A 14860-nucleotide genomic window follows, 5' to 3' on the forward strand; every position below is an offset into this window, starting at 1 on the left:
GCGCTGGCGGGTTCGGGGCGGGTGCCGGGGCGGGTGGCACGGGCGTGAAGGCAAAGCCGCTGCCGCCGCCGCTGCCGCCGCCGCAGGATGCGACGACGAGGCTGGATGCCAGGGCAAGAAGTGTCAGGCGCGCTGAATGCATGGGTGTCTCTCTCCGTTCTTGTGGGTATTGGGAAGAAAAACCGGCGCAGCACCTCTCACCCGGCCGCGAAGAACGACCGTGCTATTTCGCTGAGCCGGCGGCGCAGCGTAGGGTGCCTGGGGTGTGCAGCGCTGCGGGGTTTCCCGCAGCGGCTATCGCCTGCGCGACAGGGGCGTCAGTTCTTGCGGCGCGTGACGACCACCGTGGCCTCGAGGCCTTCGTAGGCCTCGGCGTCGCCGTACCAGCTGCCCGAGATGGGCGCGGCCTGCGCCGGGTCGCGCGAGACGCCCACGCGAATGAGCTGCCCGCTGCCCATCAGGTTGTTGGTCGGGTCGAAGGCGAGCCAGCCGACGCCCGGCAGGTAGGCCTGCAGCCAGGCGTGCGTGGTGCCGGCACCGGTCATCGATTCGCCCTGGGCGTTGGCCGCGTTGTCGAGCGCGGCGTCGTAGATGTAGCCCGACACGAAGCGCGTGGCAATGCCCAGGCGGCGCGTGGCTTCCATCATCAGCAACGCGTAGTCGCGGCAGCTGCCGCTGCCCAGCGCGAGCGTTTCCAGCGGCGGCTGCGTGCCTTCCTCGTCGCGGGCCTTGTACTCGAGGCTCTGGCCGATGTGCGCGTTCATGCGCGTGAGCACCTCGCGCGTGCTGTTGGGCTTGTCGGTGTGCAGGAACTGGTGGGCCCAGCGAATGAGCGTGCCCTGGTTGTCGTCTTCGTGGTGCGGGCGCAGGTAGTGCTCCAGGTCGAGGCGCTCCTGCAGCGTGTAGGCGAAGGGCAGGAACTCGGCGGCCGGGTCGAGCGCCAGCTGGTCCTGCTGCGCCGGCACGTGCTCGATGGTGAACGAGCACACGATGCGCAGCTCGGTCGCCTCGCCCATGGGCTGCACCAGGGCGACGGAATTGGAGTGCGGGTCTTGAATGAGCCGGGTGAAGGCCTGCGGGCTCACCTGCAGGTCGGTGGCCAGCACACGCAGGTCGTGGCTGTCGCGCGGGCGGAACATCACGCGGTGCAAGCCGAAGGTGACGGGCTTGTTGTAGCGATAGACGGTGGTGTGCAGGATGTCGTACTGGGTGGCCATGCGGTGCATTCTGGGGCCTGCGCAAGGCAAGCGGTGGAATAGGGGCACGCATGCCGCACAATCGCCGCCCGCCCGGCAGTCCGGCCCGCTCGCCCTCATCCTTTCATTCGCAAGGGAACCATGTACTCCGCCACTTTCATCTTCGCCAAGAAGCAATTCGACGACGCATTCCACCGCCTGGACCAGACCATCGCCGAAGCCGCGAAATCGCTGCCCGGCTACCTGGGCGAGGAGACCTGGGAGAACGCGGACAACGGGCTGGTGTCGAACGTCTACTACTGGGAGTCGCTGGAAAGCCTGCAGGCGCTGATCCGGCATCCCGTGCACCAGCAGGCCAAGGCGGGGCAGGCGAACTGGCTCGATGGGTACAAGGTGGTGATTTCGCAGGTCGTGCGCACTTACGGGGACGAGCGGATCGATCACCTGCTGCCACCCGTGGTGGTGGCCTGAGTTCGGGAGGGCGCTCAGAGCCTTTGCGTGCCAAGCGCCTTGGCCAGAGCCGCCGGCAAAGCCAGCGGCTCTCCATGCCATTGCGCGGCCAGCAGTTCCGCGCACAGCGCGGCGAAGCTCAGGCCCCGCGAGCCCAGCGCGGTGCAGGCCCACAGGCCCGGGGCCTGCGCATCGATGGCACCCGCCAGCGGACGCCGGTCGCCCGAGGCGCACCGAATGCCGACCCAGGTGTCGACTTCGGCGTGCGCGAAGGCCGGCGCCAGCGCGCTGGCTGCCGCCGGATGCAGCCGCGCCAGGCGTTCGCGGTTGGCCTTGGCGTCCGCCGCGGTGGGGGCCAGGCTGGTGCTGTCGCGGTCGAAGGTCGCGCCTGCCAGCCAGATCGTGCCGCCGTCGCCATGCGGCACCTGCGCAACCAAATGGCCGTCGCCGTTGATGGGCGTGGCGGGCAGGGCCATGCCCTCGGCCATCGGGCCCCAGGCGACCTGGCCGCGCACCGGCTGAAGCGGAAGGCTGGGTGCGAATCGCCCCGACTCGAAACCGGCGCAGACGACCACGCGGTCCGCGTCGGCCAGCAACTCGCCGGATGAATCGAACAGCTGCCAGCCGCTCGCGTCGTGCGTCACGCTCGCCACGCGGCTTCCGCCACGAAACGCCACGCCGGGCTGACGCAGCCATTGCGCGATCAGCCGGTGCGGCCGCACCCAGGCCGCGCGCGCATGCCAGAGCGCGGCCGCATCGCCCGGCAGGCCTGCGGCCTCCAGCCGAGCGGCGTTTGCAGGCCACGATTCGTTGGGTCCGTCGGCGCTCCATCCGGGGGGCACGCGCACATCGCCGTCGGGCCGGCGCTCCAGCACCCCGGTGGCGCGCCAGTCTTGGCCTTCTTCCAGCAGCCGCGTGAGCTCGGCCCAGGTGGCGCGGATGCCGGCACGCGTCAGGCGCGACAGCAAGGCGTCGTCGGGCGACACGTGCGGCGCGAGCATGCCCACCGGCAACCCGGACGCGCCGGCGGCCGGCTGCGCCGCGGCGTCCAGCACCGTGACCTGCCAGCCGCGCCGCGCAAGGCTCGCCGCGACGGCGGCGCCCGCCAGCCCGGCGCCGATGACGGCACAGCGGCCCGGTGCGTCGATGCGCTGCGGCGCGGGCCCGCGCCGGCGCACCGTCCAGGCGGGGGCGAACACGCCGCGCAGGCCGCCGGGCGCCGGGGCGATCGTGAAGCCGGCCTGCGTGAGCGCGTCGCGCACGGGGTGTGCAGCGTTCCAGGTGGCGATGCCCGTGCCTTGCCGCGCAAAGCGCGAGACGGCCTTGAGCGTGTCGGCCGACCACACCGCCGGGTCGTGCGGCGCGCCGGCGCCGCCGAGGAAGATGCTGTCCGCCTCGAAGCGCTGCGCGCGCAGCATCGGCTGCACATCGCCGATGCACAGGGTCAGCAGCACGCGGCCGTCGTCGAACGCCAGCCGGTGGAAGCCGCTCAGCAGGCCGTGCCATTGCGCGGCCAGCTCGCTGGCAAGAGGTGCGAGCTCGGGGTGCGCGTGGGCGGCGCGCAGCAGCTCGTCAGGCGAGACCGGGCGCGCTTCTACACAGACAAAGTGCAGCATGCGTGGGCGCTCGGGGTCCGAGCGCCACGCGTGCCACGTTGTCAGGAAATTAAGGCCCGGCCCGAAGCCGGTTTCGAGAATCAGCCATTGCGGCTGTCCGGCCCACGCCTGGGGCAATCCGCAGCCTTCCAGGAACACAGGGCGCGCCTGCGCCGGTTCGGCGGCCACGGCGGGGAGGGTGCTCAGGCGGCCGGGGGCGGCACGTAGCCCTGGACGACGTCGGCGCCTTCGCCGAAGAAGTGCTTTTCCATCTGCCGCGCCAGGTACTGGCGGGCGCGCAGGTCGGCCAGGTTGAGCCGGTTTTCATTGACCAGCATCGTCTGCTGCTTGAGCCAGGCGGCCCAGGCCTCCTTGCTCACGCTTTCCCACAGGCGCTTGCCCAGATCGCCTGGGTAGGGCGGGAAGTCGAGCCCTTCGGCCTCTTTGCCGAGCTTGATGCACTGAACCATGCGTGCCATTTCGATTGCCTTTGAACGGGAAAAGTGGGGGGTAAGCGGGTGCTTAGTTGATTTAGCTATTTAGAACTGAGAACTTGGTCGTTCCAGTTTCTATATGCCTTATTGAGAATACACAGCTTCATCGATATGCCTTTTCAGAGCAAGACACCATGAGCATTCGCCGCGACTTTATCAAGCTTTCCCTGGGTGCCGGCGTGGCCGGTGCTTTGGCCCTGTCGGCGTTGCCGACGTTTGCCCAAGGCGCCGCGGCTGCCAAGGGCCCCGTGACGCTGCTGAACGTGTCGTACGACCCGACGCGCGAGCTGTATGTGGACTACAACCAGGCCTTCGCCAAGTACTGGAAGGGCAAGACCGGCCAGGAAGTGACCGTCAAGCAGTCGCACGGCGGCTCGGGCAAGCAGGCCCGCTCGATCATCGACGGCATCGACGCCGACGTGGCCACGCTGGCCCTCGGCGGTGACGTCGACGCGCTCGTCACGCACGGCGGCCTGGTCAAGGCCGACTGGCAAAAGCGCCTGCCGCACAACTCCGCTCCCTACACCTCGACCATCGTGTTCCTGGTGAAGAAGGGCAACCCCAAGGGCCTGAAGGACTGGGACGACCTCACCAAGGCCGGCGTGCAGGTGATTACCCCCAACCCCAAGACCTCGGGCGGCGCCCGCTGGAACTACCTGGCTGCCTGGGAATTCGCCAAGCGCAAGTACGGCAGCGACGCCAAGGCCAAGGAATACGTCGGCAACCTGTTCAAGAACGTGCCCGTGCTCGACACCGGCGCGCGCGGCTCGACGATCACCTTCGTGCAACGCGGCGTGGGCGACGTGCTGCTGGCCTGGGAAAACGAAGCCTTCCTGGCGCTGAAGGAATTCGGTCCCGAGAAGTTCGAGATCGTGGTGCCGTCCATCTCCATCCTGGCCGAGCCCAGCGTGGCGGTGGTCGACAAGGTCGTCGACAAGAAGGGCACGCGCGCCGTGGCCGAGGAATACCTCAAGTACCTGTACTCCGACGAAGGCCAGGACATCGCGGGCCGCAACTTCTACCGCCCGACGTCCGACAAGGCCAAGGCCAAGTACGACAAGCAGTTTCCCAAGCTGACGCTGGTGACCATCGACCAGGCCTTCGGCGGCTGGGCGAAGGCCGACAAGGAGCATTTCGCCGACGGCGGCTCCTTCGACCAGATCTACGCCCCCAAGCAGAAGTAAGCGCACCGTGTCCGTTCTCCTGATTGCCGGCAGCCCATCGGCACCTTCGCGTTCCACCGCCTTGCTCGAGGCGGTGGGCGAGCGGCTGGCGGCCCGCCACGCGCGCATCGAGCGCCTCTGGATCCGCGACCTGCCGGCGCAGGCGCTGCTGCTCGCCGACTGGAACCACCCGGCCATCGTGAACGCGATCGCCAAGGTGACCGAGGCCCGCGCGATCGTGGTGGCCACGCCGGTCTACAAGGCGGCGTACAGCGGCGTGCTGAAGGTCTTTCTCGACCTGCTCGCGCAGAACGCACTCAAGGGCAAGACGGTGCTGCCGCTGGCCACCGGCGGCAGCCCGCACCACATGCTGGCGCTCGACTACGCGCTGCGGCCCGTGCTGCAGTCGCTGTCGGCGCGCCACATCCTGCCGGGCGTGTACGCCAGCGATTCGCAGATCACGCTGACGCCCGAGAACGCCTACCAGGTGACCCCCGACCTGGCCGAGCGGTTGAACGAGGCCGTCGAGGTGCTCGCCACCGAAGGCCTGAAGCTGCCCGCCACGCACGGCTTCGAGTCGGTGCCGTTCTCGCGCGTGCGATGTAGCGTCTGACACGGGGCTCGCCCCCAGGCTGCGCACGCTTCGTGTGGTGCGCGCCAACCCCCTGCCGGGGGCAGCACCAGAGGCCCGGCAAAGCCGGTTCCCCGGTGTTTCACCCAAGATTTCCGAGTTGCCTTCAAGGCCGCTGCGGGAGTGCTTTTGCCTGAAGTTTCTGGAACCCGAGGAATCCACGCATGAACCCTGTCGCCACCGAAGACTCCGTGCTCGACACCGCACCGCGTTCCCACTGGCACGCGCTCGGCGATCTCGCCGTGAGTGTCGTCGTCGTCAGCGCCATTGCGCTGATCGTCAGTTTCATCGCCGCCGTCTGAGCGCGGCACACCCAACGAGCCTTGCCATGACATTGATTTCCGCACCTCGCCGACGCCTCATCCAGGGCGTTGCCGCCGCCATCGCGCTCCCGTCGTTCGCCGCCGTGGCCCAGGCCCCCGCACGGCAGTTCCGCATCGGCAACCAGAAGGGCACGCTCAACATCCTCAAGGGACGCGGCACGCTCGAGAAGCGGCTCGCGCCGTTGGGCGTCACGGTCAAGTGGACCGAGTTCACCGCCGGGCCGGTGCAGCTCGAAGCGCTGAACGTCGGCTCCATCGACTTCGGCGACGTGGGCGAAGCACCGCCCATCTTCGCGCAGGCCGCCGGCGCGCCGCTGGCCTACGTGGCGGCCACCCAGCACCGCCCGCGGACCGAGGCCGTGCTGGTGCCCAAGGGCTCCGCCGTCAAGACCGTGGCCGACCTCAAGGGCAAGAAGATCGCGCTCAACAAGGGCTCGAACGTGCATTACTTCATCGTCAAGCTGTTCGAGAAGCACGGCCTGGCGTACGCCGACCTCAACCTGGTCTACCTGCCGCCGGCCGACGCGCGCGCCGCCTTCGAGAAGGGCTCGGTCGACGGCTGGGTGATCTGGGATCCGTTCCTTGCCGCCGCCGAGAAAGCGCTGGATGCGCGCGTCGTGGCCGACGCCACGGGCGTGGTGGGCAACCGCGCCTATTACTTCTCGTCGCTCGACTACGTGGCGAAGAATGCCGACGTGCTCGCCATTGCCATCGACGAGCTCAACAAGGTGGATGCCTGGGGTTCCGCGAACAAGAACGACCTGGCCGCCGAACTGGCGGCGCTGTGGGGCCTGCCCAAGCCGGTGGCCGACGTCACCGTCGCCCGCACGGCCTACGGCATCACCCCGATCACCAAGGCCATCCTGGCCGAGCAGCAGCAGATTGCCGACACCTTCTTCGAACTGAAGCTGATCCCGAAGAAGATCAACGTGCTCGACGCCGCGGGCGCGGGGGTGGCGTGATGCAGATCTTCTGGTTTCTCCCCACCCACGGCGACAGCCGCTACCTGGGCACCAGCGAAGGCGCGCGCCCCATCGACCTGGCCTACCTGCAGCAGATTGCCGGCGCGGCCGACAACCTGGGCTACGAAGGCGTGCTCATTCCCACCGGCCGCTCGTGCGAAGACCCGTGGGTCATCGCGTCCAGCCTGATCGGCGCGACGAAGAAGCTCAAGTTCCTGGTGGCGGTGCGCCCCGGGCTGCACCAGCCCAGCCTGGCCGCGCGCATGGCCGCGACCTTCGACCGGCTCTCGGGCGGGCGCCTGCTGGTGAACCTCGTCACCGGCGGCGACCAGGCGGAGCTGGAAGGCGACGGCGTGTACCTGGACCATGCCTCGCGCTACGAGCAGTCGGCCGAGTTCATCCGCATCTGGCGCGAGATCATCGCGCGCAGCCACGACGGCCAGAGCTTCGACTACGACGGCAAGCACCTGAGCGTGAAGGGCGCCAAGCTGCTCTACCCGCCGGTGCAAAAACCCTATCCGCCCGTGTGGTTCGGCGGCTCGTCGGCCGCCGCGCACGACCTGGCCGCCGAACAGGTCGATGCCTACCTCACCTGGGGCGAGCCGCCCGCCGAAGTCGCCAGGAAGATCGCCGACGTGCGCGCGCGTGCCGAGCGCCACGGCCGCAAGGTGGAGTTCGGCATTCGCCTGCACGTGATCGTGCGCGAGACCGAAGATGCCGCATGGAAGGCCGCGGAAGAACTCATCAGCCGCGTGGACGACGACACCGTGATTCGCGCGCAGGCTGCCTTCGCGCGCATGGACTCCGAAGGCCAGCGCCGCATGGCCGCGCTGCATGCGGGCGGCGCCAAGCGCTCGCGCGCCGACCTGGAGATTTCGCCCAACCTGTGGGCCGGCGTGGGCCTGGTGCGCGGCGGTGCCGGCACCGCGCTCGTGGGCGATGCCAGGACCGTCGCGGCGCGCATCGAGGAGTACGCGGCGCTCGGCCTGGACAAGTTCATTCTCTCGGGCTACCCGCACCTCGAAGAGGCCTACCGCTTCGCCGAGCTGGTGTTCCCGCTGCTCTCCCGCAAGGCGAAGGCCCGGCTGGCGGGCGGCTCGCTCAGCGGGCCGTTCGGCGAAGTGGTCGCCAATCTCGATGCGCCTTCGCGCCTCGTCTCCCAAAGCTGAAGGACTCCCATGACCGAACAGGTTCAGGAACTGCCGACCGTCGCGCCCGCGGCGCCCATCGAGAGCGGAGGCAACGTGTTCAGGAATTTCGGCATCGGCGTGGTCCACCGGCTGGTGCCGTGGCTCGTGCCCGTCGGGCTCATCGTCTTCTGGCAGATCGCGTCGTCGCTGGGCTGGCTCAGCACCCGGGTGCTGCCGGCGCCGGTGGACGTGGTCAAGGCCGCATGGACGCTCACCGCCTCGGGCGAGCTGTGGACGCACGTGAAGGTCAGCGCGGGCCGTGCGTTGGCGGGCCTGGCCATCGGCGGCGGGGCAGGGCTTGCACTGGGCCTGCTCACGGGTTCGGTGAAGTTCGCCGAGACGCTGCTCGACTCCACCATCCAGATGGTGCGCAACATTCCCGCGCTGGCGCTGATTCCGCTGGTCATTCTGTGGTTCGGCATCGACGAGTCGGCCAAGCTGTTCCTGATCTCGGTGTCGGTGTTCTTTCCGATCTACCTCAACACCTTCCACGGCATCCGCAACGTCGACCCGCAGCTCATCGAGATGGGCCGCACCTACGGCCTCACGCGCTGGCAGCTGTACCGCGAGGTGATCCTGCCGGGTGCGCTGTCGTCCATCCTGGTGGGGCTGCGCTTCTCGCTGGGCCTGATGTGGGTCATCCTGATCGTGGCCGAGACCATCTCGGCGCAGGCCGGCATCGGCTACCTCACGATGAACGCGCGCGAGTTCCTGCAGACCGACATCGTGCTGGTGGGCATCCTGCTGTATGCGCTGCTCGGCAAGCTGGCCGACCTGTTCGCGCGCGGGCTGGAGCAATGGTGGCTGCGGTGGCATCCCGGCTACCAGAAGAAGGCGAAGTGAGGGCATGGACATGACGCGTTCCCCCATTTCCCGACGCACCGCCATCGCCACGCTGGGCACACTGGGCACACTGGGCACACTGGGCGCTACCGCGGCCTTCGCGCAGGGCGCCGCCGCGCGGCCCGCAACCGTGCGCATCGGTTACCAGAAGTCTTCCACGCTGATCGCCGTGCTGAAGGTGCAGGGCGCCCTCGAAAAGCAGCTCGCACCGCTCAACGTGAGCGTGAGCTGGCACGAGTTCACCAGCGGCCTGCCGCTGCTGGAGGCGCTGAACCTCGACAACCTGGACATCAGCGCCGACGTGGCCGACACAGTGCCCGTGTTCGCTCAGGCGGCCGGCGCCGACCTGACCTTCATCGCACAGGAAGCGCCATCGCCTGCCGCGCAAGCCATCGTGGTGCGCGAAGACTCGCCGCTGAAGACCGTGGCCGACCTCAAGGGCAGGAAGGTCGGTTTCGCCAAGGCGGCCGGCGCGCACTACCTGTTGATCGCCGCGCTGGAGAAGGCCGGCCTGTCGTTCAAGGACATCGCACCCGCCTACCTCACGCCGGCCGACGGCCGCGCCGCCTTCGAGAAGGGCGCCATCGACGCCTGGGTGGTGTGGGACCCGTTCCTGGCCGCAGCGCAGCGGCAGTCGAAGGTGCGCGTGCTGGCCGACGGCACGGGCATCGCGTCGTACCAGCGCTACTACCTCGCGAGCACCAAGTTCGCGAAAGCGCGACCCGACGTGCTGCGCGTGGTCTACGCCGAACTGGAGAAGACCGGCAAGTGGGTCAAGCAAAGCCCGAAGGAGGCCGCCGCGTTGCTGTCGCCCGTTTGGGGCCTGGACGCCGCCACCATCGAGCAGGCCAACGCCCGCCGCAGCTATGCGGTGCGGGCCGTGGTGCCCGAAGCCCTGACCGAACAGCAGCGCATCGCCGATGCCTTCTTCGCCGAGAAGCTGCTGCCCCGACCAATCGATGCGCTGAACGTGGCGCTGTTCAAGCCCGGAGCCTGAGACCATGAGTGCCGTACTGAAAGACATTCAACCCCAGGCCATCCCCGGCGGCGTGCGCCTGGAGGCCCGCGGCCTGCACAAGCGCTACGGCGCGCGCGAGGTGCTGCGCAACACGCGCCTGACCATCGAGCCGGGCCAGTTCATCGCCATCGTCGGGCGCAGCGGCTGCGGCAAGAGCACGCTGCTGCGGCTCATCGCGGGGCTCGAGGCGCCGAGCGACGGCGGCCTCTACACCGACGGGCGCGCCGTGCACGGCCTGCACGACGACACCCGCATCATGTTCCAGGAGGCGCGCCTGCTGCCCTGGCGCCGCGTGCTCGACAACGTGACCCTGGGCCTGCCCGACGACGCCAAGGCGCGCGGCAAGGAAGTGCTGGCGCAGGTCGGCCTGGCCGACCGCGAGAACGAATGGCCGGCGCGCCTGTCGGGCGGGCAACGCCAGCGCGTGGCCCTGGCGCGCGCGCTGGTGCACCACCCGCGGCTGCTGCTGCTGGACGAGCCGCTGGGCGCGCTGGACGCGCTCACGCGCATCGAGATGCACCGCCTCATCGAGAACCTGTGGCAGCGCCACCGCTTCACCGCGCTGCTGGTGACGCACGACGTGCAGGAAGCCGTGGCGCTGGCCGACCGCGTGATCCTGATCGAAGACGGGCGCATCGCGCTCGACGAGAACATCGCGCTGGCCCGCCCGCGCTCGCAGGGCGATCCGGCCTTCGCGGCCATTGAAAAACGAATCCTCGACAGGGTGCTGCAGAAGCCGGAAGACACCGCGCCAGAGAGCACCGACGCAAGCTGGCTCAACACCCCCGCGCACGCGCTGCGCTGGGCGATCTGAGCGTCTTCATCCCCCTTGTCCAATTCGCCAAACTGGAAAGGCAGCTGTATGTCGCAGAACTGGAAATTCGAAACCCTGTCGGTGCACGCCGGCTATTCGCCCGAACCCACCACGCGCGCCGTGGCCCCGCCGATCTACCAGACGGTGGCCTATGCCTTCGACAGCGCACAGCACGGCGCCGACCTGTTCGACCTGAAGGTGCCGGGCAACATCTACACCCGCATCAACAACCCCACGCAGGACGTGCTGGAGCAGCGCGTGGCCGCGCTCGAAGGCGGCATCGCGGCGCTGGCGCTGGCCTCGGGCCAGGCGGCGGTGACCTACGCGATCCAGACCATCGCCGAGGCCGGCGACAACATCATCAGCAGCACCGCGCTCTACGGCGGCACCTACAACCTGTTCGCGCACACGCTGCCGCAGTTCGGCATCACCACGCGCTTTGCCGACCACCGCGACCCGGGCAGTTTCGAGAAGCTGTTCGACGACAGGACCAAGGCGGTGTTCGTGGAGTCGCTGGGCAACCCCGCCGGCAACGTGACCGACATCGCCGCCATCGCCGAGATCGCGCACCGCCACGGCGTGCCGTTGATCGTCGACAACACCGTGCCTTCGCCGTACCTGAGCCGGCCCATCGAGCATGGCGCGGACATCGTCGTGCACTCGCTCACCAAGTATCTGGGCGGTCACGGCACGAGCATCGGCGGCGCCATCGTCGACTCGGGCAAGTTCCCTTGGGCCGAGCACAAGGCGCGCTTCAAGCGCCTGAACGAGCCCGACCCCAGCTACCACGGCGTGGTCTACACCGAGGCCCTGGGCCCGGCGGCATACATCGGCCGCGCGCGCGTGGTGCCGCTGCGCAACACGGGCGCGGCCATCTCGCCGTTCAACGCCTTCCTGATCCTGCAGGGCATCGAGACGCTCGCGCTGCGCATGGACCGCATCAGCAGCAACACGCTGGCCGTGGCGCAGCACCTGAAGAAGAGCAAGGCCGTCAAGTGGGTGAACTACGCCGCGCTCGAAGACCACCCCGACCACGCGCTCGCGCAGAAGTATTTCGGCGGCAAATCGAGCGGCGTGCTGACGTTCGGCATCGGTGCCGGCGCCGATCCTCGCGCCGGCGGGGCGAAGTTCCTCGATGCGCTGAAGCTCTTCACGCGCCTGGTGAACATCGGCGACGTGCGCTCGCTGGCCACGCACCCCGCGTCGACCACGCACCGCCAGCTGTCGCCCGACGAACTGGCCCGCGCCGGCGTGACCGAGGACACGGTGCGCCTGTCGGTCGGCATCGAGCACGTCGACGACCTGCTTGCCGACCTCGACCAGGCGCTTGCCGCAGCGTCGAACTGAGAGGCCCCACGACACCATGACCACACTGCAAGCCATTCCCGAAGCCGCGCTGGACCAGTTGTTCCGCAAGGCCCGCACCGTGCACGCGTTCAAGCCCGTGCCCGTGAGCGACGAACTCATCCACAAGTTGTACGACCTGCTCAAGTGGGGCCCGACCGCCTTCAACGCCCAGCCGGCGCGCTACGTGTTCGTGCGCAGCGAAGAGGCCAAGGCCAGGCTGAAGCCGGCCGTGTCGTCCGGCAACGCCGCGCAGACGCTGGCCGCTGGCGTCACGGTGATCGTGGCGCACGACATCCGCTTCTTCGAGCACCTGCCCGCGCAGTTCCCGGCGTACGACGCCAAGCCGATCTTCGAAAACAGCGCCGAGGCGGCGCAGGCCACGGCGTTTCGCAACAGCAGCCTGCAGGGCGCCTACCTGATCCTGGCGGCGCGTTCGCTGGGGCTGGACGCGGGGCCGCAGTCAGGCTTCAACGCCGAGCTGGTCGACAAGACCTTCTTCCCCGACGGGCGCTACCGCGCGAACTTCCTGGTCAACCTGGGCGTGGCCGACCACGCCGGCACCTTCGAGCGCGGGCCCCGCCTGGCGTTCGACGAGGTGGCCGAGATCGTCTGACGACCCCCTTCATTCCATTGCTTCGTGCTTTTCCTGAACGAATTTCCCCAACCTGAAAGAGAACCCATCATGTCCATCCAAGCCATCAACGTGCGCAACCAGTTCAAGGGCAAGGTCCGTGAAATCATCCGCGGCGACGTCGTCTCCGAAGTCGACGTCGAAACCGCCTGGGGCATCGTCACCTCCGTCATCACCACTCGCTCGGTCGACGAACTGCAGCTGAAGGTGGGCTCCGACGTGGTCGCCCTGGTGAAGTCGACCGAGGTGTCGATCGCCAAGCTCTGAGCCCGGCTCGGCGCGCCACCCGGTGCCTCTGCGGGCGCCGGGTTTTTTTATGCCCCGGCACCGCGTGGCCTCTTAGATAGACGGATTGGTTCTAAAGAATCGCTTTTTCAGTCGTTTGACCTTCGGCCTCAAGCTTCTACAGTGGTGGTCATCGCCATCAGGGCGGATGCAATCAACCCCCGCACCAAGGAGCCGAAGCCCATGCCAGTGGAATTTGAAGACGTCGTTGCGTTGCCGCCCGCCCTCGAACAGGCGAGGGGCCTTGCAACCGAAGCAGGATGGGCCTACGCCGGTGGCGTGACGCCGCCCGTGGCCTGGGAGCTGGTGAAGAGCGGGCAGGCCGTGCTGGTCGATGTGCGCTCGGGCGAGGAGCGCAAGTTCGTCGGCCATGTGCCCGAGAGCGTGCACGTGGCCTGGGCCACCGGCACGGCGCTCACGCGCAATCCCCGCTTCGTGCGCGAGCTCGAGGCCAAGCTGGCCAAGGACGGCGGCAAGGAGGCCGTGGCGCTGCTGCTGTGCCGCAGCGGCAAGCGTTCCGCGCTGGCGGCCGAGGCGGCTGCCAAGGCGGGTTTCACGCAGGTGTTCAATGTGCTCGAAGGTTTCGAAGGCGAGATCGATGCGAGCCAGCACCGCGGCGGCTCCGACGGCTGGCGCTTCCACGGCCTGCCGTGGGTGCAGGACTGACCCCACAGAACGTTCCGGGAGAACACAGACCCATGGCCCATTTCGAAGTGAGCGACATCGTTCGCGCGCTGCACGGCGTGCGCGACGAATGGCGCGATTCGCAGCGCCGCTCGCGCGAGCCCGGCGCGCGCGAGTTTCCGTCGCGCGACGCGCTCGCGCAGACCGTGGAGTCGCTGAAAGGCGCGCTCTTTCCGATGCGGCTCGGCCCGCCGGACCTGCGCCACGAGAGCGAGGACTTCTACGTCGGCCACACCCTCGATGCCGCGCTGCAGGCATTGCTGGCGCAGGCGCGGCTGGAGCTGAACTTCAACGCGCGCCACGAGCCGCGCCCCGCGAGCGACATCGACGACGCGGCCACCGAGGCCATCCGCGAGTTCGCGAATTCGCTGCCCGCGCTGCGCCGCCTGCTCGACAGCGACGTGCTCGCCGCCTACCAGGGCGACCCCGCCGCGCGCAGCGTCGACGAGGTGCTGCTGTGCTACCCCGGCGTGCTCGCGATGATCCACCACCGCCTGGCGCATGCGCTCTACAAGCTGGGCCTGCCGCTGCTGGCGCGCATCGTGGCCGAGCTGGCGCACGGGCAGACGGGCATCGACATCCACCCCGGCGCGCAGATCGATGCGGGCTTCTTCATCGACCACGGCACGGGGGTGGTGATCGGCGAGAGGGCGGTCATCGGCAAGCGCGTGCGGCTGTACCAGGCCGTCACGCTCGGCGCCAAGCGCTTTCCGACGGACACCGAAGGCAACCTGCAGAAGGGCCTGCCGCGGCACCCGGTGGTGGAGGACGACGTGGTCATCTATGCGGGCGCGACCATCCTCGGGCGCGTCACGCTCGGCAAGGGCGCGGTCATCGGCGGCAATGTGTGGATCACCGACGACGTGCCCCCGGGCGCGAGCGTCACGCAGGCAAGCCTGCAGAACGCACCGAAGGCGGTGCGCCTGTGAAGGCATTCGTCGAAGACTTCGGCGTCACGGTGCGCCAGCTGCGCGAAGGCAAGGGCTGGTCGCAGGAGGAGCTGGCGGAGCGTTCCGATCTGAACCGCTCGTACGTGGGGGAGATCGAGCGCGCCCGCGTCATTCCATCGATCGTCACCGCGCAGAAGCTGGCCACCGCACTGGGCATCAACATGGTCGGCCTGCTGATGCGCTGCGAGCAGCTGGAGCAGTCGCGCCTGGCGCGGCGGATCAACTTGGCGGCTATAGCCTGTTGAGGGGAAACCCTTGGCCGCCGGACACTGGCGGCCACTTTT

General features: G+C 68.7%; 18 protein-coding genes. 15 read left to right on the forward strand and 3 right to left on the reverse strand.

Translation table 11 applies throughout. The features are described from left to right. Positions 1–317: 317 nt before the first annotated feature. Entirely contained in the window at positions 318–1217 is a 900-nt protein-coding gene (locus tag AC0IYU_RS00005; protein WP_435438214.1) for a transglutaminase family protein, read from the reverse strand. 120 nt (positions 1218–1337) lie between these two features. Between AC0IYU_RS00005 and AC0IYU_RS00010 the strand changes: the two genes are divergently transcribed. After that, a complete protein-coding gene (locus AC0IYU_RS00010; protein ID WP_435483830.1) occupies positions 1338–1667 on the forward strand; it encodes an antibiotic biosynthesis monooxygenase family protein in 330 nt (109 codons plus the stop codon). A gap of 14 nt (positions 1668–1681) precedes the next feature. Here AC0IYU_RS00010 and mnmC1 read toward each other — a convergent pair whose 3' ends face one another. Together mnmC1 and AC0IYU_RS00020 are read right to left on the reverse strand one after the other, a co-directional pair. Further along, positions 1682–3430 (reverse strand): FAD-dependent 5-carboxymethylaminomethyl-2-thiouridine(34) oxidoreductase MnmC1, encoded by a 1749-nt coding sequence (gene mnmC1 / locus AC0IYU_RS00015; RefSeq protein ID WP_472111572.1) that lies wholly within the window; start codon positions 3428–3430, stop codon positions 1682–1684. A gap of 14 nt (positions 3431–3444) precedes the next feature. Beyond that, positions 3445–3720, reverse strand: a complete 276-nt coding sequence (locus tag AC0IYU_RS00020) for an oxidative damage protection protein (protein ID WP_435483828.1) — start codon at positions 3718–3720, stop codon at positions 3445–3447. A gap of 149 nt (positions 3721–3869) precedes the next feature. Between AC0IYU_RS00020 and AC0IYU_RS00025 the strand changes: the two genes are divergently transcribed. From AC0IYU_RS00025 to AC0IYU_RS00090, 14 genes are all read left to right on the forward strand, one after another. Further along, the gene (locus AC0IYU_RS00025) at positions 3870–4919 is read left to right on the forward strand and encodes a sulfate ABC transporter substrate-binding protein (protein ID WP_472111573.1); all 1050 of its coding nucleotides are present in this window, start codon (positions 3870–3872) and stop codon (positions 4917–4919) included. 7 nt (positions 4920–4926) lie between these two features. Next, the gene (gene ssuE / locus AC0IYU_RS00030; RefSeq protein ID WP_472111575.1) at positions 4927–5511 is read left to right on the forward strand and encodes an NADPH-dependent FMN reductase; all 585 of its coding nucleotides are present in this window, start codon (positions 4927–4929) and stop codon (positions 5509–5511) included. Between the two features lie 182 nt (positions 5512–5693). Further along, on the forward strand, positions 5694–5831 hold the full coding sequence (locus tag AC0IYU_RS00035) for a hypothetical protein (RefSeq protein WP_435438220.1): 138 nt from the start codon (positions 5694–5696) through the stop codon (positions 5829–5831). Positions 5832–5857: 26 nt separating this feature from the next. After that, on the forward strand, positions 5858–6814 hold the full coding sequence (locus AC0IYU_RS00040) for a sulfonate ABC transporter substrate-binding protein (RefSeq protein ID WP_472111577.1): 957 nt from the start codon (positions 5858–5860) through the stop codon (positions 6812–6814). Then, on the forward strand, positions 6814–7983 hold the full coding sequence (gene ssuD, locus AC0IYU_RS00045; RefSeq protein WP_472111579.1) for an FMNH2-dependent alkanesulfonate monooxygenase: 1170 nt from the start codon (positions 6814–6816) through the stop codon (positions 7981–7983). Before AC0IYU_RS00040 ends, ssuD begins: the two co-directional genes overlap by 1 nt. A gap of 9 nt (positions 7984–7992) precedes the next feature. Further along, entirely contained in the window at positions 7993–8847 is an 855-nt protein-coding gene (gene ssuC, locus AC0IYU_RS00050; protein WP_472111581.1) for an aliphatic sulfonate ABC transporter permease SsuC, read from the forward strand. A 10-nt stretch (positions 8848–8857) separates the two neighbouring features. Beyond that, positions 8858–9844, forward strand: a complete 987-nt coding sequence (locus AC0IYU_RS00055) for an aliphatic sulfonate ABC transporter substrate-binding protein (protein ID WP_472111583.1) — start codon at positions 8858–8860, stop codon at positions 9842–9844. 4 nt (positions 9845–9848) lie between these two features. After that, a complete protein-coding gene (locus AC0IYU_RS00060) occupies positions 9849–10679 on the forward strand; it encodes an ATP-binding cassette domain-containing protein (protein WP_472111585.1) in 831 nt (276 codons plus the stop codon). Between the two features lie 48 nt (positions 10680–10727). Then, entirely contained in the window at positions 10728–12026 is a 1299-nt protein-coding gene (locus tag AC0IYU_RS00065; RefSeq protein ID WP_472111587.1) for an O-acetylhomoserine aminocarboxypropyltransferase/cysteine synthase family protein, read from the forward strand. Positions 12027–12042: 16 nt separating this feature from the next. Next, positions 12043–12639 carry a malonic semialdehyde reductase gene (locus tag AC0IYU_RS00070; protein WP_472111589.1) on the forward strand — a complete coding sequence of 199 codons (597 nt, stop codon included), beginning with the start codon at positions 12043–12045 and terminating at the stop codon, positions 12637–12639. A gap of 69 nt (positions 12640–12708) precedes the next feature. Next, positions 12709–12924, forward strand: coding sequence for a TOBE domain-containing protein (locus AC0IYU_RS00075; RefSeq protein WP_007829250.1), 216 nt, complete (start codon positions 12709–12711; stop codon positions 12922–12924). Positions 12925–13125: 201 nt separating this feature from the next. Beyond that, complete coding sequence (locus tag AC0IYU_RS00080) at positions 13126–13608, forward strand: rhodanese-like domain-containing protein (RefSeq protein WP_435483819.1); 483 nt, start codon at positions 13126–13128, stop codon at positions 13606–13608. Positions 13609–13640: 32 nt separating this feature from the next. Then, positions 13641–14555 (forward strand): serine O-acetyltransferase EpsC, encoded by a 915-nt coding sequence (gene epsC, locus AC0IYU_RS00085; RefSeq protein ID WP_472111591.1) that lies wholly within the window; start codon positions 13641–13643, stop codon positions 14553–14555. Further along, on the forward strand, positions 14552–14821 hold the full coding sequence (locus tag AC0IYU_RS00090; RefSeq protein ID WP_435438230.1) for a helix-turn-helix domain-containing protein: 270 nt from the start codon (positions 14552–14554) through the stop codon (positions 14819–14821). The genes epsC and AC0IYU_RS00090 overlap by 4 nt, the downstream gene beginning before the upstream one ends. The last annotated feature ends 39 nt before the right edge of the window (positions 14822–14860 follow it).

This window comes from Variovorax sp. AC103 (assembly GCF_979254005.1).

Excerpts from the sequence above, each read along its gene's own strand:
- AC0IYU_RS00075 (WP_007829250.1), top strand. The coding sequence starts at position 12,709 with ATGTCCATCCAAGCCATCAACGTGCGCAACCAGTTCAAGGGCAAGGTC.
- AC0IYU_RS00025 (WP_472111573.1), top strand. The coding sequence starts at position 3,870 with ATGAGCATTCGCCGCGACTTTATCAAGCTTTCCCTGGGTGCCGGCGTG.
- epsC (WP_472111591.1), top strand. The coding sequence starts at position 13,641 with ATGGCCCATTTCGAAGTGAGCGACATCGTTCGCGCGCTGCACGGCGTG.
- AC0IYU_RS00020 (WP_435483828.1), bottom strand. The coding sequence starts at position 3,720 with ATGGCACGCATGGTTCAGTGCATCAAGCTCGGCAAAGAGGCCGAAGGG.
- AC0IYU_RS00035 (WP_435438220.1), top strand. The coding sequence starts at position 5,694 with ATGAACCCTGTCGCCACCGAAGACTCCGTGCTCGACACCGCACCGCGT.
- AC0IYU_RS00080 (WP_435483819.1), top strand. The coding sequence starts at position 13,126 with ATGCCAGTGGAATTTGAAGACGTCGTTGCGTTGCCGCCCGCCCTCGAA.
- AC0IYU_RS00060 (WP_472111585.1), top strand. The coding sequence starts at position 9,849 with ATGAGTGCCGTACTGAAAGACATTCAACCCCAGGCCATCCCCGGCGGC.
- AC0IYU_RS00070 (WP_472111589.1), top strand. The coding sequence starts at position 12,043 with ATGACCACACTGCAAGCCATTCCCGAAGCCGCGCTGGACCAGTTGTTC.
- AC0IYU_RS00065 (WP_472111587.1), top strand. The coding sequence starts at position 10,728 with ATGTCGCAGAACTGGAAATTCGAAACCCTGTCGGTGCACGCCGGCTAT.
- AC0IYU_RS00005 (WP_435438214.1), bottom strand. The coding sequence starts at position 1,217 with ATGGCCACCCAGTACGACATCCTGCACACCACCGTCTATCGCTACAAC.
- ssuC (WP_472111581.1), top strand. The coding sequence starts at position 7,993 with ATGACCGAACAGGTTCAGGAACTGCCGACCGTCGCGCCCGCGGCGCCC.
- ssuD (WP_472111579.1), top strand. The coding sequence starts at position 6,814 with ATGCAGATCTTCTGGTTTCTCCCCACCCACGGCGACAGCCGCTACCTG.
- AC0IYU_RS00010 (WP_435483830.1), top strand. The coding sequence starts at position 1,338 with ATGTACTCCGCCACTTTCATCTTCGCCAAGAAGCAATTCGACGACGCA.
- AC0IYU_RS00055 (WP_472111583.1), top strand. The coding sequence starts at position 8,858 with ATGACGCGTTCCCCCATTTCCCGACGCACCGCCATCGCCACGCTGGGC.
- AC0IYU_RS00040 (WP_472111577.1), top strand. The coding sequence starts at position 5,858 with ATGACATTGATTTCCGCACCTCGCCGACGCCTCATCCAGGGCGTTGCC.